General features: G+C 68.1%; 17 protein-coding genes. 6 read left to right on the forward strand and 11 right to left on the reverse strand.

What is annotated here, in order from left to right; translation table 11 throughout:
- The first annotated feature begins 28 nt into the window (after positions 1–28).
- Both ACZK0Z_RS06270 and ACZK0Z_RS06275 read left to right on the forward strand, forming a co-directional pair.
- Positions 29–1294: an FAD-dependent monooxygenase gene (locus tag ACZK0Z_RS06270; protein ID WP_197633569.1), complete on the forward strand. Its 1266-nt coding sequence runs from the start codon at positions 29–31 to the stop codon at positions 1292–1294.
- Between the two features lie 180 nt (positions 1295–1474).
- Positions 1475–1744, forward strand: a complete 270-nt coding sequence (locus tag ACZK0Z_RS06275) for a hypothetical protein (protein WP_049430539.1) — start codon at positions 1475–1477, stop codon at positions 1742–1744.
- Position 1745: 1 nt separating this feature from the next.
- Here the strand turns inward: ACZK0Z_RS06275 and pdeM are convergent, their stop codons facing one another.
- From pdeM to ACZK0Z_RS06295, 4 genes are read right to left on the reverse strand one after another with little or no spacing between them, the layout of a single operon-like run.
- Positions 1746–2387, reverse strand: coding sequence for a ligase-associated DNA damage response endonuclease PdeM (pdeM, locus tag ACZK0Z_RS06280; protein WP_049430526.1), 642 nt, complete (start codon positions 2385–2387; stop codon positions 1746–1748).
- Complete coding sequence (locus ACZK0Z_RS06285) at positions 2377–4836, reverse strand: ligase-associated DNA damage response DEXH box helicase (protein WP_197633570.1); 2460 nt, start codon at positions 4834–4836, stop codon at positions 2377–2379. Before ACZK0Z_RS06285 ends, pdeM begins: the two co-directional genes overlap by 11 nt.
- On the reverse strand, positions 4833–6440 hold the full coding sequence (locus ACZK0Z_RS06290) for an ATP-dependent DNA ligase (protein ID WP_197633571.1): 1608 nt from the start codon (positions 6438–6440) through the stop codon (positions 4833–4835). The genes ACZK0Z_RS06285 and ACZK0Z_RS06290 overlap by 4 nt, the downstream gene beginning before the upstream one ends.
- Complete coding sequence (locus ACZK0Z_RS06295; RefSeq protein ID WP_197633572.1) at positions 6437–7435, reverse strand: ligase-associated DNA damage response exonuclease; 999 nt, start codon at positions 7433–7435, stop codon at positions 6437–6439. Before ACZK0Z_RS06295 ends, ACZK0Z_RS06290 begins: the two co-directional genes overlap by 4 nt.
- 113 nt (positions 7436–7548) lie before the next feature.
- Here ACZK0Z_RS06295 and ACZK0Z_RS06300 point away from each other — a divergent pair, with 113 nt between their 5' ends.
- The gene (locus tag ACZK0Z_RS06300; RefSeq protein WP_197633573.1) at positions 7549–9186 is read left to right on the forward strand and encodes an acyl-CoA dehydrogenase family protein; all 1638 of its coding nucleotides are present in this window, start codon (positions 7549–7551) and stop codon (positions 9184–9186) included.
- 342 nt (positions 9187–9528) lie between these two features.
- Here ACZK0Z_RS06300 and ACZK0Z_RS06305 read toward each other — a convergent pair whose 3' ends face one another.
- From ACZK0Z_RS06305 to ACZK0Z_RS06315, 3 genes are all read right to left on the reverse strand, one after another.
- On the reverse strand, positions 9529–9939 hold the full coding sequence (locus tag ACZK0Z_RS06305) for a hypothetical protein (protein ID WP_006461120.1): 411 nt from the start codon (positions 9937–9939) through the stop codon (positions 9529–9531).
- 157 nt (positions 9940–10096) lie between these two features.
- On the reverse strand, positions 10097–10438 hold the full coding sequence (locus tag ACZK0Z_RS06310; protein WP_005410581.1) for a hypothetical protein: 342 nt from the start codon (positions 10436–10438) through the stop codon (positions 10097–10099).
- A 124-nt stretch (positions 10439–10562) separates the two neighbouring features.
- Positions 10563–11738, reverse strand: coding sequence for a thiolase family protein (locus ACZK0Z_RS06315; protein ID WP_049430515.1), 1176 nt, complete (start codon positions 11736–11738; stop codon positions 10563–10565).
- A 183-nt stretch (positions 11739–11921) separates the two neighbouring features.
- Between ACZK0Z_RS06315 and ACZK0Z_RS06320 the strand changes: the two genes are divergently transcribed.
- The gene (locus ACZK0Z_RS06320; protein WP_197633574.1) at positions 11922–14768 is read left to right on the forward strand and encodes a S8 family serine peptidase; all 2847 of its coding nucleotides are present in this window, start codon (positions 11922–11924) and stop codon (positions 14766–14768) included.
- Positions 14769–14813: 45 nt separating this feature from the next.
- On the opposite strand, the gene ACZK0Z_RS06325 is transcribed toward ACZK0Z_RS06320, so the two are convergent.
- Positions 14814–15911, reverse strand: a complete 1098-nt coding sequence (locus tag ACZK0Z_RS06325; RefSeq protein WP_049430511.1) for a Glu/Leu/Phe/Val dehydrogenase dimerization domain-containing protein — start codon at positions 15909–15911, stop codon at positions 14814–14816.
- 277 nt (positions 15912–16188) lie between these two features.
- On the opposite strand from ACZK0Z_RS06325, the gene ACZK0Z_RS06330 reads away from it, so the two are divergent.
- Entirely contained in the window at positions 16189–17265 is a 1077-nt protein-coding gene (locus ACZK0Z_RS06330) for an HDOD domain-containing protein (protein WP_049430509.1), read from the forward strand.
- Positions 17266–17268: 3 nt separating this feature from the next.
- Here the strand turns inward: ACZK0Z_RS06330 and ACZK0Z_RS06335 are convergent, their stop codons facing one another.
- The 3 genes from ACZK0Z_RS06335 to ACZK0Z_RS06345 all read right to left on the reverse strand — a co-directional run bounded on the left by ACZK0Z_RS06335 (position 17269) and on the right by ACZK0Z_RS06345 (position 20233).
- The gene (locus ACZK0Z_RS06335) at positions 17269–18858 is read right to left on the reverse strand and encodes a phospholipase D-like domain-containing protein (protein ID WP_197633575.1); all 1590 of its coding nucleotides are present in this window, start codon (positions 18856–18858) and stop codon (positions 17269–17271) included.
- A gap of 128 nt (positions 18859–18986) precedes the next feature.
- Positions 18987–19685 (reverse strand): RNA pseudouridine synthase, encoded by a 699-nt coding sequence (locus ACZK0Z_RS06340; RefSeq protein WP_049430505.1) that lies wholly within the window; start codon positions 19683–19685, stop codon positions 18987–18989.
- A gap of 47 nt (positions 19686–19732) precedes the next feature.
- Positions 19733–20233 carry a M48 metallopeptidase family protein gene (locus ACZK0Z_RS06345; protein WP_049430504.1) on the reverse strand — a complete coding sequence of 167 codons (501 nt, stop codon included), beginning with the start codon at positions 20231–20233 and terminating at the stop codon, positions 19733–19735.
- Between the two features lie 62 nt (positions 20234–20295).
- On the opposite strand from ACZK0Z_RS06345, the gene ACZK0Z_RS06350 reads away from it, so the two are divergent.
- Entirely contained in the window at positions 20296–20853 is a 558-nt protein-coding gene (locus ACZK0Z_RS06350; protein ID WP_049430503.1) for a DUF2058 domain-containing protein, read from the forward strand.
- The last annotated feature ends 130 nt before the right edge of the window (positions 20854–20983 follow it).

Consider the following 20983-nt stretch of genomic DNA (forward strand, 5'->3'; position numbering starts at 1 on the left):
TTCCACCCGCCTCGGGCACAATGCAGCCATGACGGAACGACTGCGTATCGCCGTGATCGGCTACGGCACCGCTGGACAGGCAGTGGCCATCCTGCTCACCCGTGATGGCCACGAGGTGGAGATCTTCGAACGCGTGCCCGCGCCGGGGCCGGTGGGCGCCGGCTTCCTGCTGCAGCCCAGCGGCCTGCAGGTGCTGTGGCAGATGGGGCTGCTGGATGCGGTACGCGCGCATGCCGCGCCGGTGCACCGCCTGTATGGCGACACGCCGTGCGAGCGCGCGGTGATGGACATGCGCTACGGCGGCCTGGATGCGCGCCTGCACGGATTCGGCATGCAGCGTGGGGCGCTGTTCTCGCTGCTGGATGATGCCCGTGGTGGGCTTGGCCTGCTGCATGCCGGTACCGCCATCACCGAGGTGGATGCTGTGCACGGGCGCCTGCGCGACAGTGAAGGGCGCGCGCACGGCCCGTTCGATCTGGTGGTGGCCGCCGATGGCGCCGCTTCTACGCTGCGCGGCACGATCGCCGGTGGTGCCGGACTGGATCGCGTGTACCCCTGGGGGGCGCTGTGGTGCCTGTTGCCGGCCGAAGACTGGCCACATGTGCAGGAGCTGCGGCAGCGCTACGTGGCCGCGCGCAAGATGATCGGCCTGCTGCCGGTCGGTACGCGCCCGGGCGATGACACGCCGCGCCTGAGCTTCTTCTGGAGCTTGCCACGTGCCGACTTCGAGCGCTGGCAGGCCGATGGCATGACGCCTTGGCTGGATGAGCTGCATGCACTGTGGCCGCAGGCCAGTGCGCGCTTTACCCACCTGCGCGATGCCGGCCAGCTGGCACGTGCGGTCTATCGCGATGCAGTGATGACGCGCTGGCACCAGGGCCGCATGGTGCTGGCAGGTGATGCCGCGCACGCGATGAGCCCGCAGCTGGGGCAGGGCGTGAACATGGCGCTGCTCGATGCGTTGGCATTGCGCGATGCCGTTCGCACGCATGGCGGTGGTGCCGAAGCGTTGCAGGTGTACCAGGCGCAACGCAGGGCGCACGTTGCGGTGTACCAGCGTTGGAGCCGTTGGCTGACGCCGCTGTTCCAGTCAGACCGCGATGCCTGGGCGAAGGCGCGCGATGTGCTGCTGGGCCCGATGGGGCGCCTGCCCGGAGGCCGTGGCCACATGCTGCGCGTGCTCAGTGGCACACAGCAGGGCTGGTTCGGTTCGCTCGCGCTGGATCCTGACTTCATCGAGGCAATGGCCATGGTGGCGACGCCTCGCATCCGCACGAGCACCGCAAGTGCGTGAGGCGTGCCGTCACGTGAATTAACGGTTGCCTCACCGCAGATATGCGAGAAGTAGGTTGCACGCGACTGCGCGTCGCCCGTTTTCCTTTCCGTGATCAACATCGCGCGTGGCCCGGGCGGCGCTGCCGTTGTGGCCTGTTGCGGCCCGGACGTGCCGCCTGATGTTGAAGAGGAGGATGCCATGTTGTTCGCGGTCCAGGAGCTGGAATCGGAAATCTGCAAGCTGCGCGGTCTGCTGCAGATGCTGCACGAGGACCAGCCCGACGTACTGGAAGACGTGTTCGAGTTCCATGTCGGCAGCCTGATCAGCCATGCGTCACCGGAACACCACGCGCGCATCCGCACCTGCGCGCAGGAGATGCTGGCGACGGTCCAGGCCTTGCCGCGGCGGCGCGAGGATGACACGCCTGATTTCCAGTTGATGCCGCAGCTGGGCATCCGCCCAGCCTGAGTCAGGCGACCGGCAGTTCCACCAGGCTGCTTTCCACGCAGGCGATCATCTGTTCGCCGCGAGCGGGCACAGGCACGATTCCGGCAGTGAATGCGGAGAATGCCGGCAGGATCGTCGTCCGGTCACGCAACCAGAATGCGGGGAAGCGCCTTCGCAGGGGCGCCAGAGCGATCTGCGGGTGCAGATGTCCTGCGATCACGTGCAACGCTGCATCGGGCGCCGGCTCATGGCGAAGCAGGAACGGTGGCAGCTGTACGTCATCGTGGATCTGAACCTGCAGATGTGCATGCGGTAGCTGCCGGTCGTGGTTGCCGCGAATGACGTGCACGTCCAGCGATGCGTTGCGTTCGCGCCATCCCAGCCACTGCTGGTACCACGCGGCGCGATGCGCCGGTCCATGCAGGATGTCGCCCAGGATCCACAATTCGCGGCAGGCATGCAGATCCAGAAGCCGCTGCAGGCGTTGCAGGTCTTCGCCGGTGCCGCCGCTGGGCAGCGCGATGCCGGCACGGCGGAACACATCGGCCTTGCCCAGGTGCAGGTCTGCGATCAGCAGTGCCTGCCGCGCGGGCCAGTACAGCGCACGCGCGCCAAGCAGAACCACGGACTCTCCGGCAAGCCGCAGCGGCAGTTCATCGGCCATGGCGGCGCTCCAGCTGCTGCGCCGCGCGTTGTACGCGTGTACGCCAGTCTTCGTTGCTGAACTGGCCGCGCAGGCGTTCGGCCCACAGCGGAAAGCCCAGTGGCGTGAGTGATGAAGGGCGCTGCACCGACAACCGTTGCGTGCCGATGCGCTCCAGTACCTGCTGCAGCCCCGGCAGGTCGAGGCTGTCGTACAGCACTTCACGTTCCGCCAGCGCCAGCAGCAGGTGATCCGGATCGTGTTCGCGCAGCACGTCGTACAGCAGGCCGGCGGACGCCTGCAGCTGGCGCAGTGACCGTGGCATGCCACCGGGAAGGCTGGGTACCAGCAGGCCCGCCACGCGCGCAATGCCGCGGAACTGGCGTCGCGCCAGTTCGCCCAGGTTCACCGCCGTGCGCAGGTCATCCAGCAACCGGTCGTTGCTGAACAACGCGCGCCATTGCGCCGTATCCAGATCGATGGTCTGCGCCGGCGCCAGCACCAGGCCGTGATCGTTCACCGCATAGCCGATGCTGTTGCGTTGCTGGCGGGTGCAGCGCAGCGCCAACAGTGCCGCCAACGCTTCGTGCACGTGGCGGCCGGCAAAGGGATAGACGAACAGGTACTGACCGTCGCGGCGCCTCACGTCTTCCAGCAGCAGATGATCCGCACCGGGCCGTGCCGACAGGCGTGCCTGCAATGCCAGCAGTGGCGCCAGCCAGCGCGATTCCGCGCTGTCATCGCAACCGGACAGTACCGCTTCCAGTTCGCGGCCGAGCGCCTTCGACAGCGGCAGCTGGCCCCCTTGCCAGCGCGGCACCGCACCGTCACCGCGTCCGCGCGCCAGCCGCACGAACGCAGTCATGTCGCGCAGCTGCACCAGTTCAAGCAGGCGTCCTGCGAACTGGAAGCGGTCGCCGCGACGCAGGCGGCTGGCGAACTGCTCCTCCACCGCGCCCAGGCCGCCCCCACGCAGGAACTGCACGCGCACGCTGCCATCGCTGCTGATGGTCCCGATCGACAACCGGTGCCGCAGCGCCTGCCGACGGTCGTGCATACGGTAGCAGCCATCGGCGTCACGCACGACTTTGTGGAAATCGGGGTACTGGGCCAGGGCCTGGCCGCCTTGCACGATGAACGTCAGCACGGCCTGCCATGAGACATCGCTGAGCGACGCGAAGGCATGCGTACGCCGCACCTGGGCCAGCAGCGCGTCACCGTCGAAGCCGCCGGCCAGTGCGCGGCTGACCGCATGTTGGGCCAGTACATCCAGCGACAGCGTCGGCGGCCTGCGTGCTTCGACCACGCCTTCGGCCATTGCGCGGCGCACCGCGGCGTACTCGGCCAGCTCCAGCGCATGGCTGGGGATGCACAGGATGGCGCCGCGGGCGCCGGGGCGGTGGCGTGCACGCCCGGCACGCTGGCGCAGCCGTGCAACGCCCTTCGGGCTACCCAGCTGCAGCACCTGGTCGACCTCCGGGAAGTCGACGCCCAGGTCGAGGCTGGACGTGGCGACGACGCAACGCAGCCTGCCTGCGCGCAGGCCATCCTCCACCTGTTGGCGCAGTGCCGGGTCCAGCGAGCCGTGATGCAGTGCCAGCGTATCGGCGTCTTCTGGCCAGACCGCCGCCAATGCCTGGTGCCACAACTCGGCCTGGGCACGGGTATTGGTGAACAGCAGGCTGCTGCGCGCCTGCATCAGCGCATCCAGCACGCGCGACAGCTGTGCCAGCCCCAGGTGCCCGGCCCACGGGAAACGTTCGCCGGGTTCCGGCAGCAGGCTGCGCACGGTGATCGCGCGCGGGCGAACGCCCTGCACGATCGGTGCGTCCGGCTGGTCAGGCAGCAGCACGTCGCGGGCCTGGGGCAGATTGCCCAGGGTGGCCGACAGCCCCCATAGCTGCAACGAAGTTGCGGTATCGCGCAGCACCGCCAGGTTCAACTGCAGCAGCACCCCACGCTTGTTGCCCAACAGTTCGTGCCATTCGTCCACCACTACGCAGCGCAACTGGCGCATGCGGGGCAGCGTATCGGGATAGCTCAGCAGCAGCGCCAGCGATTCCGGCGTGGTCACCAGCACGTCGACGCGCCCCTCGCGTGCCTGTCGTCGCTCGCGGCTGCTGGCATCGCCGCTGCGCAGGCCGACCCGCCAGCCCAGTCCCAGTCCGTCGACCACCGCCTGCAGTGCGCGCGCGGTGTCGCTGGCCAGTGCGCGCAGCGGCGTCACCCAGAGCACCTGCAGTGGCCGCACTGCACTGGCGCGGCGAGGGGACGGCAGCGGATCGATCATCGCCTGCAGCAGCGGCCCACCGAACATCGCCAGTGTCTTGCCGCTGCCCGTAGGCGTATGCAGCAAGCCGGATTCGCCAGCGAGATAGTGACGCCACATCGCGCGCTGGAACGGCAGCGAACGCCAGCCGCGAGCGGCGAACCAGTCCTCCAGCCTGCGCAGCGCCTGGTTGCGGGTCATCGCGCCAGGGCCTGCAGGGCGGCGAGCTGGTCGGCCTCGCTGGCCGGCTTGTCGTGGCGCCAGCGCAGGATGCGTGGAAAGCGCACGGCGATGCCTGACTTGTGCCGTGAGCTGCGGTTGACCGCCTCGAAGCCCAGCTCGAACACCTGCTCGGCACGCACGCTGCGCACCGGGCCGAAGCGCTCGCGGGTATTGGCGCGGATCCAGCGGTCGAGCGCGAGGATCTCCTTGTCATCCAGGCCCGAGTAGGCCTTGGCGACCGGCACCAGCGTGTCGCCGTCCCAGACCCCGAAGGTGTAGTCGGTGTACAGCGTGCTGCGCCGCCCATGGCCGGCCTGTGCGTACAGCAGCACCGCATCGAGGGTGAGCGGATCGACCTTCCATTTCCACCAGTCACCGCGGCGGCGTCCGGACTGGTAGGGGGACGTGCGCCTTTTCAGCATCAACCCCTCCACGCCGCGTTCGCGTGCGACATCGCGCATCGCGGCGGCCTGCAGCCAGTCGTCCGCTGCGACGTCGGGGGAAATCTGGATCCGCGCATCATCCAGCGCACCGATGACCTCGGCGAGGTGGGCGCGCCGTTGCTGCAGCGGCAGCCCGCGCAGATCCTCGCCCTCGCGTTCCAGCAGGTCGTACGCCAGTACGCGCACCGGCGTATTGCGCAACGTCGCCGCGCCCGGCTTGCGGCGCTGGATGCGGGTCTGCAGCGCGGTGAACGCGCGCGGCAGGTTGCCGGCTTCGTCCCATGCCAGCAGCTCACCGTCCAGCACGCAGCCCTCCGGCAGCGCCAGCGCTGCGTGCTCGATCTCGGGGAAGCGGCCATCCAGTCGTTCCTCGCCGCGGGACCACAGCGCCACCTCGCCACGACGGCGCAGCAGCTGCAGGCGGATGCCGTCCCATTTCCACTCCAGCAGCCAATCGTCGATGGGCCCGAGGCGCTCGGCAGGGTCGCCTTCGAGCGGCGAGGCGAGGAAGAACGGGTAGGGCTGCTGCCGGTCCGATGGCAGCTCGTCCGGCGACAGCAGCTCGGACAGCACACCCGGCGAGGGCACCCACTCGCCGAGCATGCGCTGGGCAATGCGTGCGATGTCCAGACCAGACCATTCGGCCAGCGCCTGCTGTACCAGACGTTGCGAAACACCCACCCGCAGGGCGCCTGTCAGCAGCTTGTTGAACACCAGTCGTTCGCTGGCCGGCAATTGTCGCCACCCCGCGAGCACGGCGGCCCGGCGTTCCTCCTCCGGCCGGTTGGCGACGGCCAGCAGGTGCTGTTCGATCCAGTCGGCCAGCGGGCGGTCGGGGGCAACCTGCGCCGGGTCATCCAGCAGCAGGGTCAACGTTTCGGCCAGGTCGCCCACCTGCGCATAGCTGTCCTCCACCAACCATGGCGGCAGGCCCGATTCCTCGCTCACCCACGCGCGCAGTTCGCCGCTGGCGGCGATCTTCCGGCGTGCGCCGCCCACCTTGCCGCCGCTGAGCAGGTACAGCGCCCACGCCGCGTCATGCGCGCGCGCCTGGCGGAAGTAGTCGACCAGCGCCGCACGCTTGTCCAGCGTGGCGGTGCTGCGGTCCAGGCGCTGGTAGAGCGCGGCGAAGCTCTTCATTCCTCGCTCCCGAAATCGGTGCGGAAGGCTTCAGCCGCCACGCCGCGCTCGCGCAGGAACGGAATCAACGCATCGGTATTGCCATGGGTGGCGATGACCCGCCGCGCGCCGGTCTGTTCGATGGTCTGCAGCAGCGCGGGCCAATCAGCGTGATCGGAAATGACGAAGCCACGGTCGACGTTGCGTCGCCGCCGATTGCCGCGCAGCTGCATCCAGCCCGAGGCAAAGCCGAGCTGATGGCGGCCGAAGCGGCGCATCCACGGCGTGCCGGCCGCCGAAGGAGGGGCGAGGATCAATTGGCCTGCGGCATCGGGTTGGCGCCCCTGCTCGGCGACGGTGAGCGTCTCCAGCATCGGAATGCTGGCCTGCCGGTAGACGGCCACGCCATTGGCGATCGCGCCATGCAGCCAGGCCGGGCGGTCGTCCAGTGGCAACAGCTCGGCCAGCACCCGCTGCGCCTTGCCGAGTGCATAGCACAGCAGGATCGCCGCTTCGCCACGTTGTTCGCATTCGCGGCGCCACGCCACGATTTCCGCAGCCACCGCAGGCGTGTCCGGCCAGCGGTAGATCGGCAGGGCGAACGTTGCTTCGGTGATGAACGTATCGCAGGGCACCACTTCGAAGGGCGTGCAGGTCGGGTCCGGTTGGCGCTTGTAGTCACCGGACGCCACCCAGACCTGTTCGCCATCGTCGATGCGCACCTGCGACGAGCCGAGCACATGGCCGGCAGGATGCAGCGATACCTGCACCTGGCCCAGGCGGAAGGGCACGCCTTCGGCATGCGCCTGCACCGGCACATCACCCAGGCGCCAGCGCAGGATGGGCAGGCTGCGTGCGCTGCAGTGGTACTCGCCCATGCCCGGGCGCGCGTGATCGCCGTGGCCATGGGTGATGACCGCGCGCGGGACCGGGCGCCACGGATCGATATGGAAATCGCCAGCTGCGCAGTACAGCCCTTCCGGGCGCAGCACCACCAGATCATCATTGCCTGCCATGCGGCCACTGTGGCGTGCGTCTCGTGCACGCGGTGAGAACCGGCCTGAACACGGGCTTGGCGGGGCATGCGGCACAATCGGACCGCATACTTCTTGCCGCCAGGATGGACCGGATGAGTGGACCCAGCTTCAGCAGCAGCGCGCCGTTTGAAACCCATGTGGTGCTGAACCAACCGCCCCCGTTCGCGGGCCGCCAGCTGTGGACCGACGATGTGGCGTTGATGGAGGCGGTGCAGCGCGAGGTTGCGGGTGCCTTCGCGCCACGCCTGGCGGTGTACGGGGCCTTGGCCGGCGACGAGTTGTACCGGCTTGGCTTCGACGCCAACCGTGATCGCCCGCGGCTGCGCACGCACGATGCGCAGGGCCATCGCATCGACACGGTGGAGTTCCACCCTGCGTACCACCAGCTGATGGCCGCCGCGAAGCAGCATGGCGTGGCGGGATTGTCCTGGCACGAGCCGCAGCCCGGCGCGCACGTGGCGCGTGCGGTACTGAGCTATCTGCACCACCAGGCCGAAGCCGGCACCAGTTGCCCCTTGACCATGACTCATGCGGCAGTGGCGGTGCTGCAGTCGCAGCCGCACCTGGCCGAATGGGCGCGCAAGGCCGCCACGCCGGTCTACGACCCGCGTGATGTTCCCGTGGCGGACAAGGCCGGCATCACGCTGGGCATGGGCATGACCGAGAAGCAGGGCGGTTCGGATGTACGTGCGAACAGCACGCGCGCCGAGCCGATCGATGGCGAACGCTATCGCCTGGTCGGCCACAAGTGGTTCTTCTCCGCGCCGATGTGCGATGGCTTCCTGGTGCTGGCGCAGGCGCCGGGCGGGCTGACCTGCCTGTTGATGCCGCGCCGGTTGGCCGACGGCGACCGCAACGCATTCCGGCTGATGCGGCTGAAGGACAAGCTGGGCGACTGGGCCAATGCGTCCAGCGAGGTCGAGTTCTGTGGCGCGCAGGCATGGCGTGTGGGCGAAGAAGGGCGTGGCGTGACGACCATCATCGGCATGGTGATGATGACCCGCCTGGACTGCATGCTGGGTGCGGCCGCGGAAATGCGCATGGCGCTGGTGCAGGCGCTGCATCATGCACGCCATCGGCGTACCTTCGGCAAGTTGCTGGTGGAGCATGCGCTGATGGCCAACGTGCTGGCCGATCTGGCGCTGGAGTCGGAAGCGGCAACCGTGTTGGCGATGCGCATCGCGCGGGCGGTGGATCGCGCCGGCGAGGATGCCAGCGAAGCCGCGTTGGCGCGGCTGGGGACTGCACTGGGCAAGTACTGGTTGTGCAAGCGCGCGCCGTCCTTCGTCAACGAAGCGCAGGAATGCCTGGGCGGTGCGGGTTACGTTGAGGAGTCGATGCTGCCGAGGCTGTACCGCCAGGCGCCGTTGAATTCGATCTGGGAAGGCAGCGGTAACATCCAGTGCCTGGACGTCCTGCGCGCGATGTCACGCGAGCCGGAAGCAATGGCGGCATTGCGCAGCGAGCTGGCCGCGGTGGCTGATCTCGATGCGCGTTATGCAGCTGCATTTCAGCGTTGGGCAGCGGCGCCAGCGCCTGAGGAATCGCAGGCGCGGCTGTTCTGCGAGCGCACTGCGCTGCTGCTGCAGGCGGCGCTGCTGCTGCGTGCGCGCAGTCCAATGGCGGAGGCGTTCGTGCGCAGCCGGTTGGACGGGGAGCACGGGCTGGCATTCGGAACGCTGCCGGCGGGATTGGATCTGTCGGTGATGCTGGCGCGCGCGCTGCCGTAGGGAGCGGCCAACGGCGGAGCCCCTCGTGGTGGGCGCTGATATCGGCGGTGGCCGCGCGAGTGGGTCGCGCAGGGGCCGCCGTGAATACGTCCTTGGGGGCTTGGCCGCGGCATCCATGCCGCGGACACCCCTGCGCAACCCACCCGCGTGGCCTTGGACGGTTTCCGTGCCGTGCACCACGGAATCAACAGAAAAAGCGGAGAGCGAAAAGCGAAAAGCCGCGGCAGTGCCGCGGCTTTTCCTGTGGCGCCGAGCCAGTGCCGCGGCTTTTCCTGTGGCGCCGAGCCGATGCATGCTCGGCTGGCTGGTAGCGCCGGGTGATACCCGGCGAACGCGGAGGCCTCAGTGCTTGGCTTCTTCCTTGGCGGCGTTGGCCTTGGCGTCATTGGCGACATCACGGGCCTTGTCGGCGACCTTCTGCGCGGCGTTGGCGGTGGCGTCGCTGGCATGCGCAGCGGCGTCGGTCGCGGCGTCCTTGGCTTTGTCGGCGGCGTTGGCAGTGGCGTCTGCGGCCTTGTCCAGCGCCTGCTGGGTATCGGCGGCGGCCTGCTCGGAAGCGGCGGCAGTCTTGTCGGCGGCTTCGCGGGTGGCGGCAGCAGCCTTGTCGACGGCGTCGCGGGCGGCAGCGCCGGCGCTGTCAGCGGCCTGCTGCGCGTCCTGCTTGGCCTGTTCAGCTTCCGGGCCCTTGCAGGCGGCCAGGGCCAGCAGCAGGGAGGCGGCCAGCAGGGTGGTGGTGATCGGACGAATCTTCATGGCGGTCTCCGGCACTGCAATGGATGGGGACGCCAGCCTATTCATGCCGTTGTGAAGACCGGGTCGCGATGCAGGGGCTTGATCGCCGGCGTCCACGCAAAGAAAAAGCCGCTGGCGAACCAGCGGCTTTTCCAGAACAGCGTGAAGAAAGAAGTTATTACTTCTTGGCTTCTTCAGCAGCGTCCTTGGCCTTCTCAGCGGTGCCTTCAGCAGCCTTGGCAGCGTCAGCGGCAGCGCCGGCAGCAGCGTCGGTGGCAGCACCGGCGGTCTGGGCAGCGGCGTCGGTGGCAGCGTCAGCAGCGGTGGCGGCGGTGTCAGCGGCCTGCTGGGCAGCGTCGGCGGTCTGGGCGCCAGCAGCGGCGGCCTGGTCGGCAGCAGCCTGGGCTTCGGTGGCGGCTTCGTTGGCCGAAGCAGCGGCGTCCTGGGCAGCTTCCTGCTTCGAGCAGGCGGCCAGGGCCAGAGCCAGGGACATCGCGACCAGCAGCTTGTTGATGCTCATTGTGTAAATCCTCGTCGTTAGAATTAGGCAACGCGCATGCTGCGCGCCGACAACATGATGACAAGCCAATATTGGGTGTCAAGCGATCCCGCATTCATTTTTGCGAAATCATCGTTAAATCTTTTTAAATCAATTCGATGGCGATTGCCGTTGCTTCGCCGCCGCCGATGCAGAGGGTGGCAATGCCGCGCTTGCCACCACGCGTGCGCAGAGCGTTGACCAAGGTCACCACAAGACGTGCGCCGGAGGCACCGATGGGATGACCCAGTGCGCAGGCGCCGCCATTCACGTTGAGCTTGTCGTGCGGGATGCCCAGTTCGCGCATCGGGGCCATCGCCACCACAGCGAAGGCTTCGTTGATTTCGAACAGATCGACCTGGTCCAGCGTCCAGCCGGTCTTGTCCAGCAGCTTGTGCAGCGCGCCGATCGGGGCGGTGGTGAACCACTCCGGTTCCTGCGAGTGAGTGGCGTGGCCGACGATGCGGGCCAGCGGCGTGATGCCTCGCGCGGCAGCGTCCTCTTCGGTCAGCAGCACCACCGCGGCGGCGCCGTCGGAGATGCTGGAGGAACTGGCGGCGGTCACGCTGCCATCCTTCTTGAAGGCCGGACGCAGGGTCGGGATCTTGGCGATGTCGGAGCGCCCTGGCTGCTCGTCGGTAGCGACCTCGACCTCACCCTTGCGGGTGGCGACCTTCACCGCGACGATTTCATCGGCAAACGCACCATTGGCCTGGGCATCCTGCGCACGCTTGACCGACTCGATCGCATAGGCGTCCTGCTCTTCGCGGCTGAACTGGTACTTGTCCACCGCGCACTCGGCGAATTCGCCCATTGCCTTGCCGTCGTAGGCGTTGACCAGGCCATCGTGGGCCATGTGGTCGACCGCCTGGAAGTTGCCGAAACGGTTGCCGGTACGGGAGTTCGGCAGCATGTGCGGGGCGTTGGACATCGATTCCATGCCGCCGGCGACCACGATGCTGGCCGAGCCGGCCTTGATCAGATCATGGCCGAGCATGATGGTCTTCATGCCCGAGCCGCACACCTTGTTCAGCGTGGTGGCACCGGCCGACAGCGGAATGCCGGCGGCGATCGCCGCCTGGCGGGCGGGCGCCTGGCCGAGGTTGGCCGGCAGCACGCAGCCCATCAGGACTTCAGAAACGTCGCTGGCCGGGACACCCGATTGTTCCAGGGCGGCGGCGATGGCGGCCGCGCCGAGGGTCGGGGTCGGCACGCCGTTGAACTGGCCGAGGAAGGAGCCGATGGCGGTGCGCTTGGCGGCGGCGATGACGATGTTGGACATGGCAATCTCGTTGATGCGTAAGCAATGTTCGGAAAGGAGACCGGAGGCCGTTGGATGCGCCCCGGTTTCCCGGCAGACTGCGTGGGGGTCGGCCCAAGTATAGAGGGTCGGGGAGGGCTGCCAGTGTGCGGCGCCGAACGCCTGCCGGGATGAAGGCAGGCCAACGTTCACGGGAAGGAATCGATGGAACGCAAGATGATGGTGAGGTCTGTGCTTGCAACCGCGCTGGCGATGGCGCTGACGGCCTGTGGTGGAGGCGGCGGAGGCGGCAGCAACGTGCGTGTCGACCCGCCCCCGACCACGCCGACACCTCCGACCACGCCTCCCCCGACGACACCACCGCCGGCCAAGCCGCAGGAGCCGGCCTTTGATGCGCATCTTTCAGTCACCAACGCGCGTGCCGCACAGGCCGCCGGCCTGACCGGGCGGGGCGTGCGCATCGGCATCGTCGATTCGGGCGTGCAGCGCAATGCGGTGGCCTTGAATGGTCGCGTGCTGGCCAACTTCAATTACATCGATCCGGCCAGGAACAACCTGGGGGTTGATGACGTGGTCGGGCATGGCACCGCCGTGGCCAGCCTCGCTGCTGGTGCAGCAGTGGGAAGCTGGCCGGGCGGTATCGCGCCAGGGGCTCAGATCGTCTCGGCACGGATCATTTCCGACAAGCCGCCGACCGATGACGGCAGTGGCCAGGGCAATGCCTTCAGTGGGCCGCTGGGTGTGGCCCAGGTCCACCAGGACCTGATCAGCTACAACGTGAAGGTGATGAACAACTCGTGGGGTGGCCTGTACTGGACCGACCTGCCCACCACCGCGCAGGTGGCCGCCGAGTACCGGCCGTTCGTGATCAACCACGGCGGCCTGGTGGTGTTCGCCGCCGGCAATGACGGCCGCAGCGAGCCGAGCAGCCTGGCCGCGCTGCCCAGCCAGAAGGGTGTGGCAGGCACGCTTCCGGCAGCCGACCTGGAGCGCGGCTGGCTGGTGGCCACGGCGGTGGATCCGTATACGCCGGGCGCGCTGGCCAGCTATTCGAATGCCTGCGGCCAGGCGGCCCGCTACTGCCTGGCGGCGCCGGGCAGCGCGGTCTACCCGGATGCCAACGGTGGCAGCTACTACTGGAACTACGGTACGTCGTTCGCCGCGCCGCTGGTCTCCGGTGCGGCGGCGCTGGTCTGGCAGCGCTTCCCCTACTTCAACAACGATCTGGTGCGGCAGACCCTGCTGGGTACCGCCAAGGACATCGGCGCGCCCGGTGTGGATCCGGTGTTCGGCTATGGCCTGCTCGATATCGGTCGCGCGATCAATGGTCCCGGCCGCTTCGACTGGGGTGATGTGGCCACCAATGTGGATGCGGGTTCGACCGGTTCGACGTGGAGCAACGACATCACCGGCAGCGGTGGCCTGGTCAAGCAGGGGGACGGCAAGCTGGTGCTGACCGGCAACAACGGTTACACCGGTGCCACCCGTGTCGAGCGCGGCATCCTGACGCTGCAGAACGGTGGCGTGATCCGTTCCAACGTGACGATCCTCGCCCAGCCCGACCCGGATTCCACCGGTCTGCAGTTCAACGGTGGCACGCCGCGGGTGATTGGCAACGTGGTCAACGGCGGCAGCGTGTTCCTCACCACCGGCAACACCACCGGCACCATCGAGGGCAACTACACCCAGCAGCCCGGCGCGCAGCTGATGATCGCGCTCGGTGCCAACGCGTTGCAGGTCACCGGCAACGCCACGATCAATGGTGGTGTGCGTGTGCATGGCTTCGTCTCCGGTTATGTGCCGCAGAACGGAACGCGCCAGGATCTCATCCACGCCGCGGGGGGCCTGAACGGCACCTTCAATACCCAAGCCACTTCCACCGGCCTGCAGGGGCTGACCCTGGTGTCACCCACGTATGGCTACGACAGCAACAACGCGTGGTTGAACGTGATCCAGGTCAGCGTCACCGCCGCGGCCAGCGGCCTGAGCGCATCTGCGCAGGGGGCCGCGCAGCGCCTGGAAGGCGCATTCGCAGTGCTCGACGGCAACACCGGCCTGCAGGGATCGCCCTTCGGTGCCGCGGCCGGTGCGCTGCAATGGGCCGGAGGGGGCCAGCAGGGCCTGGCCGACAGCCTGCAGAGCCTGTCCGGCCAGGCGCATGCGCGCGCCGAGGCCGCCACCTTCGACAGCATCGACATGTCGCGGCGTGCGATTGCCGAGCGCTTCGACCGCGTACAGTCCACCCCGCGCCTGCGGGGTACCTGGCAGAGCGCGTTGGGCGAGGCCGGGCAGGGCAGCTTTGCCGGCAACAGCGCAGACAGCCGTGGCTGGATGGCCGGACAGGATCTGCCGCTGGGCGGCAACGGCCTGATGGGCGTTGCCTTCGGCGAGACCCGCAGCAATGGTGGCAGCAGTTTCGGCGGTGATCGTGGGCGTGACCGCCAGGCGCAGGCACAGTTGTACGCTGGCTGGAGCCAGGGGCGAGGCTATGCGCTGGCCCAGTTCGGCAGTGGCCAGTTCACCCGCGCGCTGGATCGCCAGCTGCTGCTGGGTGCGGGCGTCTACGGTGTCTCGGCGCGTTACGGCGGGCGTTTCAGCAGCGCCAGCGTGGAAGGCGGATATCGGCTGGGCCGCGCAGGCGCTTCGTTGACGCCCTACCTCGGTGCAAGCACCACGCGTGTCGATACCGATGCGTTCAATGAGCTGGGCGGTTTCGGCTTCGGCCTGCGTGGTGATGCCACCCGGGTGCAGCGCAGCCAGATGCTGGCCGGCATCCGCGGCGAGCGTGGATGGGGGCGGTGGACCCTGCGCGGACACGCCGAGTGGCAGCAGCGGCTGGACGGCGGTGGCGCCGATTGGCAAGCCAGTTTTGTCGGCGTGGATGCATGGGCGCCGCTGGCAGGCTGGAATGCGCCGCGTAGCAGTGCGCTGATCGGCCTGGCGCTGGAATCGTGGTGGGGCCGCAATGGCCGCTTGAGCCTGGGCTTTGACCAGCGTATTGGTGGCGAGGGCGCGCGGCAGGCTGCGTTGCGCTACAGCACCGGGTTCTGAGGAATCGGTCGCGCCGGGAAGACTCCCGGCGCGACGTCTGCAGCCTCAGCCGCCGCGCAGGTTGCCCAGGCGTGGGGTGCTGCGGCCCAGCGGCATCTTCAGCTTGCCGATCGACAGGATGCGGCTTTCCGCAATGCGGTCGGCTGCGCGCTGCGGCGCGATGTTCTCGCGCTGCGACAGTTCGAAGATGCGGGTGAGGTTGTGGTAGATGCTGCGGATCAGGCGCATCGCACGTTCGCGGTTGTAGCCGTCGATTTCCAGCGACACGTTCATCACGCCGCCTGCGTTGACCGCGTAGTCCGGCGCGTAGAGGATGCCGCGCGCATGCAGTTCGTCGCCGATCTCCAGGCTCGACAGCTGGTTGTTGGCGGTGCCGCAGATGATCTTCGCCTTGATCCGCGGCAGGGTATCGGCGTTGATGGCGCCTTCCAGCGCGCACGGTGCGAACACGTCGGCGTTCACTTCGTGGATCTCGTCCGGCTTGACCGCCTCGGCACCGAAATCGCTGACTGCACGATCAACCAGCGCACTGTCCAGGTCGGTGACATACAGCTTGGCGCCGCGGTCACGCAGCAGTTTCACCAGTTCCATGCCGATGTGGCCCAGGCCCTGCACCGCGATGCTGGTCTTGCCCACTTCCTCATGGCCGAACTTGAAGCGCATCGACGCCATCAGTGCCTGCAGCGCACCGTAGGCCGTGAACGGCGCCGGATCGCCGGAGCCACCATGGACCTGGTGCACGCCGGTCACGAACTGGCTCTCCAGGTAGATGTTCTCCATGTCGTTGACGTCGGTGCCAACGTCCTCGGCGGTGATGTAGCGGCCGCTCAGCGAATCGACGTAGCGGCCGAAGGCGCGGAACAGCACTTCGGTTTTGTCCGTCTTCGGGTCGCCGATGATCACCGCCTTGCCGCCGCCCACGTTGAGGCCGGCCAGGGCATTCTTGTAGGTCATCGTCCGGCTCAGCCGCAGCACATCGGCCAGCGCCTCGTCGGTGCTGGCGTAAGGGCGCATGCGCACGCCGCCCAGGGCCGGGCCCAGAGTGGTGTTGTGGATGGCGATGATCGCCTTCAGGCCGGCATCGTGGTTGTGGCAGAACACCACTTGTTCGTGGCCGGTGGTGGCGAGGGTTTCGAATAGCATGGCGTCTCCGATGGCGCGAACGGCGGGGAACTGCAACGAACGGCCAGTGAACGGTAGGGTCCCAAAACAAAAAAAGCGACGTCGTCAGTGCAGGGGGACGGGTCGCGCGGCGCCATTCTAGTCCATTCCCCCGGCCGCTGCCGTCGACTTCGGCGGCCTTCCGGTTAAAGAAGATGAAAGTGCGGCCGATGCTGCGACGACGGCGGGTGGCCGGATTCGCGTGAAGAGGCAGGCGGTCAGTGACGGCAAGGGCACCACAACGACAGGGCGGGCGGCGATGACGCCGGCCTGGTGGCGATCGCTGCGCGCCTGGCTGGCGCGGTCGACCGGGGCGGCTCCGCTGCGCCTGGCGGCCGTATCGCGACAGGCCGTCGCTGCTGCCGCAGCCAGCCTGCAGGGCGAGGCCCTGCAGGCCGGTGAGATCGCCGCGCACCTGCAGCGCGGCCTGCACGCACTGGCCCTGTACCCACGGCTGGCCGGCGAGCCTGCCCCCGTCCAGGATCCGGCACTGGGCGAAGCGGTGGCGCGCGCGCTGCAGGACCGCGACTGGGCGACCCGGCAGTTGCCCCGGCGCCCGCAGCTGCTGCCGCAGCTGATCCAGACCGTCAACGACGATGCGGCTTCGGCGCGGGTGATGGCAGCCATCATCGGCCAGGACCCGGTGCTGACTGGCAACCTGCTGCGCATCGCCAACAGCCCGGCCTACAAGGTGCATGAGCGGCCGGTGGAAAGCCTGCAGCGGGCGGTGACCCTGGTCGGTACCGAAGGCGTGCGCCAGATCATCAGCGCGGTGCTGGTGCAGCCGGTGATGCAGGTGCAGTGCGACGTGTTCCCGCAGTTCAGCACGATCGTCTGGGAACACGCATTGCTGGCGTCGCGTGCAGCGGCCGATCACGCGCGCACGGTCACTTTCGGTGACGCCTTCGCCGCGCAGTGGCTGGGGCTGGTGCAGGGGCTGGGCTCTGCGCTGGTGATGCGCCAGCTGCTGCAGGAAGCGCAGGCGCGCGGTGAAACCGTAGAGCCGGCGCTGGCCCTGCAGCTGCTGCAGCAGTGGTCGTTGCCGCTGGCACAACGCGTGGCTGCAGCCTGGGAGCTGCCCGAGCCGGTGCACCAGGCACTGGCGCCGGAGGCCGATGGCCCACTGGCCGACAGCCTGCGTCTGGCCAGCGCCGCAGCGGCGGCCAGCCTGCTGTGCCGGCATGGACATGCCAGCCAGAGCCGCATGCTGGCCCTGCTCGAACAACTGCCGTCGGCGCCGCCGCATGCGCTGCGCTGGATCTGGCGGCGCCTGCACGGTCGCAGCGTGGAAACGCTGGACGAAGCCGGACAGGATCAGGGCGGTCCGGCACCGTGAGGATTACAGCTGCGATTCCACCGGCAGCCAGCTGATCACCCGTGCGGTCCAGCGCTTGCCGAGGCTGGCACCGGGCTCGGTCTCCACCCAGTGCGGGGGCGGCTGCCGTTCCAGCCAGCGCAGCGCGTCGTTCTGTCCCAGGGCAAGCCACCAGCTGTACTCGGGGCTGGCCAGGCGCAGGTACTCGTCGCGCAGCTGCGCGCCCAGCACCGGGTCATCGAACAGCGCGCCCATTTCGGTGTTCAGATAGGCCGAGCGCGGATCGAGATTGAACGAGCCGACGAAGCCACGGCGGTTGTCGACCACGAACGCCTTGGTGTGCAGGCTGGCGCCACTGCTGCCGAACAGGCTGGTATCGGGCCGGCCATGCGCCTTCAGTTCGTACAGCTTCACGCCGGCCTGCAGTAGCGGCACGCGGTAGCCCATGTAGCCGCCGTGCACGGCAGCCACGTCGTTGGCAGCCAGCGAATTGGTGACCACGCCAACCTGCGCGCCCCGTGCGGCCAGCGTCGAAAGCGCCTCGACGCCATCGTGGCCGGGCACGAAATAGGGTGAGATCAACAGTGCACTGCGGCGGGTGCTGCGCAGTTCCTCGCTGAGCGTGCTGACCAGCCAGCCGCGGCGATCATCGTCGCGGTGCTTCATCGGTGGATCGGATGCGATCTGCACGTCCGCGCTCCAGTGCAACGGTTCCGGACTGGGCCGTTGCCGCTGGCGTGATTCGGCCACGCGCTGCAGGTACGGCTGCGCCTTGGCATGCATCGCATCCAGGTCCGACTGCCGCACCAGCTGCCGCAGCTGTGCATCGGTGTAGGACGCCAGCGCGGAAATCGGGATGGCCGCGCCGCTGTTCCAGTAGTCGTCGAAGATCCGGTTGGCCTGCTGCACGGCCGGCCCGGCCACGACCAGGTCCAGATCCTGGAAGTTCACGTCGTCGCGCGCGCTGAAGTACTCCTCGCCGATGTTGCGGCCACCGACGATCGCAATGCGGCCATCGGCGATCCAGCTCTTGTTGTGCATGCGGTGGTTCACGCTGAAGGCGCGTTGCACCAGCTCCAGGGTGCGCGCGATGCCGCTGCGGTTGCGGAACGGGTTGTACAGACGCAGCTCGATGTTCGGATGCGCATCGAGCGCCATCATCAAGGCGTCCTTGTCCTTGGCGTTCATGTCGTCGAGCAGGATGCGCACGCGCACGCCGCGCTCTGCGGCGTCGTACAGCGCCTTGGCCATCAGGTGGCCGACCAGGTCGTCGTGCCAGATGTAGTACTGCAGGTCCAGGCTGCGGCCAGCCTGTGCGGTGATCATCGCGCGTGCGGCGAAGGCATCCATGCCATCACTGAGGAAAGCCACGCCGGACTGGCCGGGATGGGCCTCCTGCAATGGCACGATCTGCTGGTCGATGCGGGTCTGCGCCGGCTGCAGTGGCAGCACCAGCGAGGGTGTGCCCCGTGCCTGCGGGGTGAGATGGTCGGCCAGCAGCAGGCCGGACAGGACCAGCAGCAACAGCGCGGCGAGAATGATTGCAGCGATGCGCAGCAGGCGTCGCCAGAAGGGCTTGGACAGGCTCATGCCCCGATGGTAGATCCACGTCATGCGTGGAAGAAGATCTGCAGGATCAATCCGGGTCAGAGCCCTTGCCTGCGGCAAGGGATCCGACCCCGGCGGGCGTCACGGATGGGGTCGGACCCCTTTCCACGGGAAAGGGCTCTGACCCCGGAGCCTCAGAAGCGCTCGTCGCTGCCCAGGTAGCGCCACTGGCCCGGCGGCAGCGGCCCCAGCGCCACGCGGCCAATGCGCAGCCGACGCACCCCGGTTACCTGCAGCCCGGCGGTTGTCACCGCCGCACGCAGGCCCTTGGCGGTGAGCCCCTTGCCGGCGAACCGCAGCCGCTGTTCGCTCTGCCAGCTGACCTTGCCGCCGCCGGCCTCCTGCTGCAAACGCGCCATCAGCCATGGCCCACGCTCCGGGCCGCCCTCGGCCACTTCGATCAGGTATTCCTGCTCAGTGCGGCCCAGATTGCGCTGCAGATGCGCCAGCGTGGCCGGATCCTGGCTGACCACGACCAGGCCGCTATCAGCCGCAGGCAGTGATGCGGCCAGCTGCAGGCCGTGGAAATGCCGCTGCAGTGGACGGATATCGCTGGCGTCGAGTTCGCTGCGGCTGTCACTGCTGACCAGCGTGCACAGGGTTTCGGCGGCGACACCGGCCGGCTTGTTCAACAGCATGCTTACCCGCTCGGCCTTTTCATCGCTGGCCTGCTCCGCCACTACGATCACCGCGCTGTCATCGACCGGGCGCTGCGGTTGTTCCACCACCTCGCCGTTGACCGACACCCAGCCACCTTCAATGTAGCGCCGTGCTTCGCCGCGCGGGATGCCGAGCAGGGCGGACAGGTGTTTGTCGAGACGGATCGGTTCCATGGCGGGCAGGTCGGGCAGGGGGCGCGCAGTGTAGCTGCTGCGGCCGGTCAGCGCTGGCCGCGGTTGGCCAGCTCGGTCAGGTACAGGCGGGTATCGAATTCCAGCTGCAGGTAATCCGGTTCCATGTGCTGGCACAGCTGGTAGAAGGCCTTGTTGTGGTCGGCTTCCTTCAGGTGGGCCAGTTCGTGCACCACGATCATGCGCAGGAAGGCCGCCGGTGCCTGGCGGAACACGGTGGCGATGCGGATCTCGCGGCTGGCCTTGAGGCGGCCACCGTGCACGCGGGAAATGGCGGTATGGGTGCCCAGGGCGTGCTTGATCACTTCCAGCGTGTTGTCGTAGCAGACCTTGTTGAGCGGCACCGACTTGCGCAGGTAGCGGTCCTTCAGCTCCTGGGTGTAGTCGTACAGCTGGCGGTCGCTGCGCACCTCGTGCGGGTCGGGGTAGCGCTGCTGCAGCCAAGGGCCGAGCTTGCCCTGCGCCAGCAGGTCGCTGACCTGGGCGACCAGGGGTTCAGGATAGCCGGTGAGGTACTTCAGGACTGCCATGCAGGGGCGGCGGGGCGTCGGTAGAATGGGGCATCCAAGATTACACGCGGTACGCATCGACCATGGCAAAGCCCAACGCGCTGCAGGAACAATTGCTCAAGGCCGGCCTGGCCAAGAAGTCGCAGGCCAGCGCTGCCGCGAGCGCGCAGGCCAAGGCCCGCCAGGGCAAGGCCGAATCGACCTCGGGCGAGGTCCAGCGCGAGGCTGAACGCGCCCGCGCCGAGAAGGTCGAGCGCGACCGCGCGCTGGCCGCCGAGCGTAACGCCCAGGCCCGCCAGGCTGAACAGAAGGCCCAGGCCCGGCAGATCATCAGTGCCCACGCCGTGCCCCACAAGGGCGACGATGAGTACCGGTTCAGTGACGGCGCCGCGATCCGCACCCTGCTGATCGACCCCAAGCTGCGCAAGGCGCTGTCGGTCGGTGTGCTCGTCATCGTTGCCCACGGCGACGGCTACGCCCTGCTGCCGCGCGCTGCGGCAGAGAAGGTGCGTGAACGCGCGCCGGAAGCGATCATCGTCGATCACGGCCAGCCGGGCTCGACCGCCGAGATCTCCACCGGCAATGCCGAGGACGATGCCTACTACGCCCAGTTCCAGGTACCCGACGACCTGGTCTGGTAAACAAAAAAGGGGACGGAGGGGATTAAGTCGCAATCGGCTTGATCGAACCCGTTCGCGTTCTGTTTGGCATCCTGAAGAGCAGCCGAGCATGGCTCGGCTCTACACGAAGGCCTGTCTTTTTGCTGGGGTG

This window comes from Stenotrophomonas sp. 116085_Sma, assembly GCF_056479585.1.

Coding starts and splice junctions, on each gene's coding strand:
- ACZK0Z_RS06270 (WP_197633569.1), top strand. CDS start 29: ATGACGGAACGACTGCGTATCGCCGTGATCGGCTACGGCACCGCTGGA.
- ACZK0Z_RS06275 (WP_049430539.1), top strand. CDS start 1,475: ATGTTGTTCGCGGTCCAGGAGCTGGAATCGGAAATCTGCAAGCTGCGC.
- pdeM (WP_049430526.1), bottom strand. CDS start 2,387: ATGGCCGATGAACTGCCGCTGCGGCTTGCCGGAGAGTCCGTGGTTCTG.
- ACZK0Z_RS06285 (WP_197633570.1), bottom strand. CDS start 4,836: ATGACCCGCAACCAGGCGCTGCGCAGGCTGGAGGACTGGTTCGCCGCT.
- ACZK0Z_RS06290 (WP_197633571.1), bottom strand. CDS start 6,440: ATGAAGAGCTTCGCCGCGCTCTACCAGCGCCTGGACCGCAGCACCGCC.
- ACZK0Z_RS06295 (WP_197633572.1), bottom strand. CDS start 7,435: ATGGCAGGCAATGATGATCTGGTGGTGCTGCGCCCGGAAGGGCTGTAC.
- ACZK0Z_RS06300 (WP_197633573.1), top strand. CDS start 7,549: ATGAGTGGACCCAGCTTCAGCAGCAGCGCGCCGTTTGAAACCCATGTG.
- ACZK0Z_RS06305 (WP_006461120.1), bottom strand. CDS start 9,939: ATGAAGATTCGTCCGATCACCACCACCCTGCTGGCCGCCTCCCTGCTG.
- ACZK0Z_RS06310 (WP_005410581.1), bottom strand. CDS start 10,438: ATGAGCATCAACAAGCTGCTGGTCGCGATGTCCCTGGCTCTGGCCCTG.
- ACZK0Z_RS06315 (WP_049430515.1), bottom strand. CDS start 11,738: ATGTCCAACATCGTCATCGCCGCCGCCAAGCGCACCGCCATCGGCTCC.
- ACZK0Z_RS06320 (WP_197633574.1), top strand. CDS start 11,922: ATGGAACGCAAGATGATGGTGAGGTCTGTGCTTGCAACCGCGCTGGCG.
- ACZK0Z_RS06325 (WP_049430511.1), bottom strand. CDS start 15,911: ATGCTATTCGAAACCCTCGCCACCACCGGCCACGAACAAGTGGTGTTC.
- ACZK0Z_RS06330 (WP_049430509.1), top strand. CDS start 16,189: ATGACGCCGGCCTGGTGGCGATCGCTGCGCGCCTGGCTGGCGCGGTCG.
- ACZK0Z_RS06335 (WP_197633575.1), bottom strand. CDS start 18,858: ATGACGTGGATCTACCATCGGGGCATGAGCCTGTCCAAGCCCTTCTGG.
- ACZK0Z_RS06340 (WP_049430505.1), bottom strand. CDS start 19,685: ATGGAACCGATCCGTCTCGACAAACACCTGTCCGCCCTGCTCGGCATC.
- ACZK0Z_RS06345 (WP_049430504.1), bottom strand. CDS start 20,233: ATGGCAGTCCTGAAGTACCTCACCGGCTATCCTGAACCCCTGGTCGCC.
- ACZK0Z_RS06350 (WP_049430503.1), top strand. CDS start 20,296: ATGGCAAAGCCCAACGCGCTGCAGGAACAATTGCTCAAGGCCGGCCTG.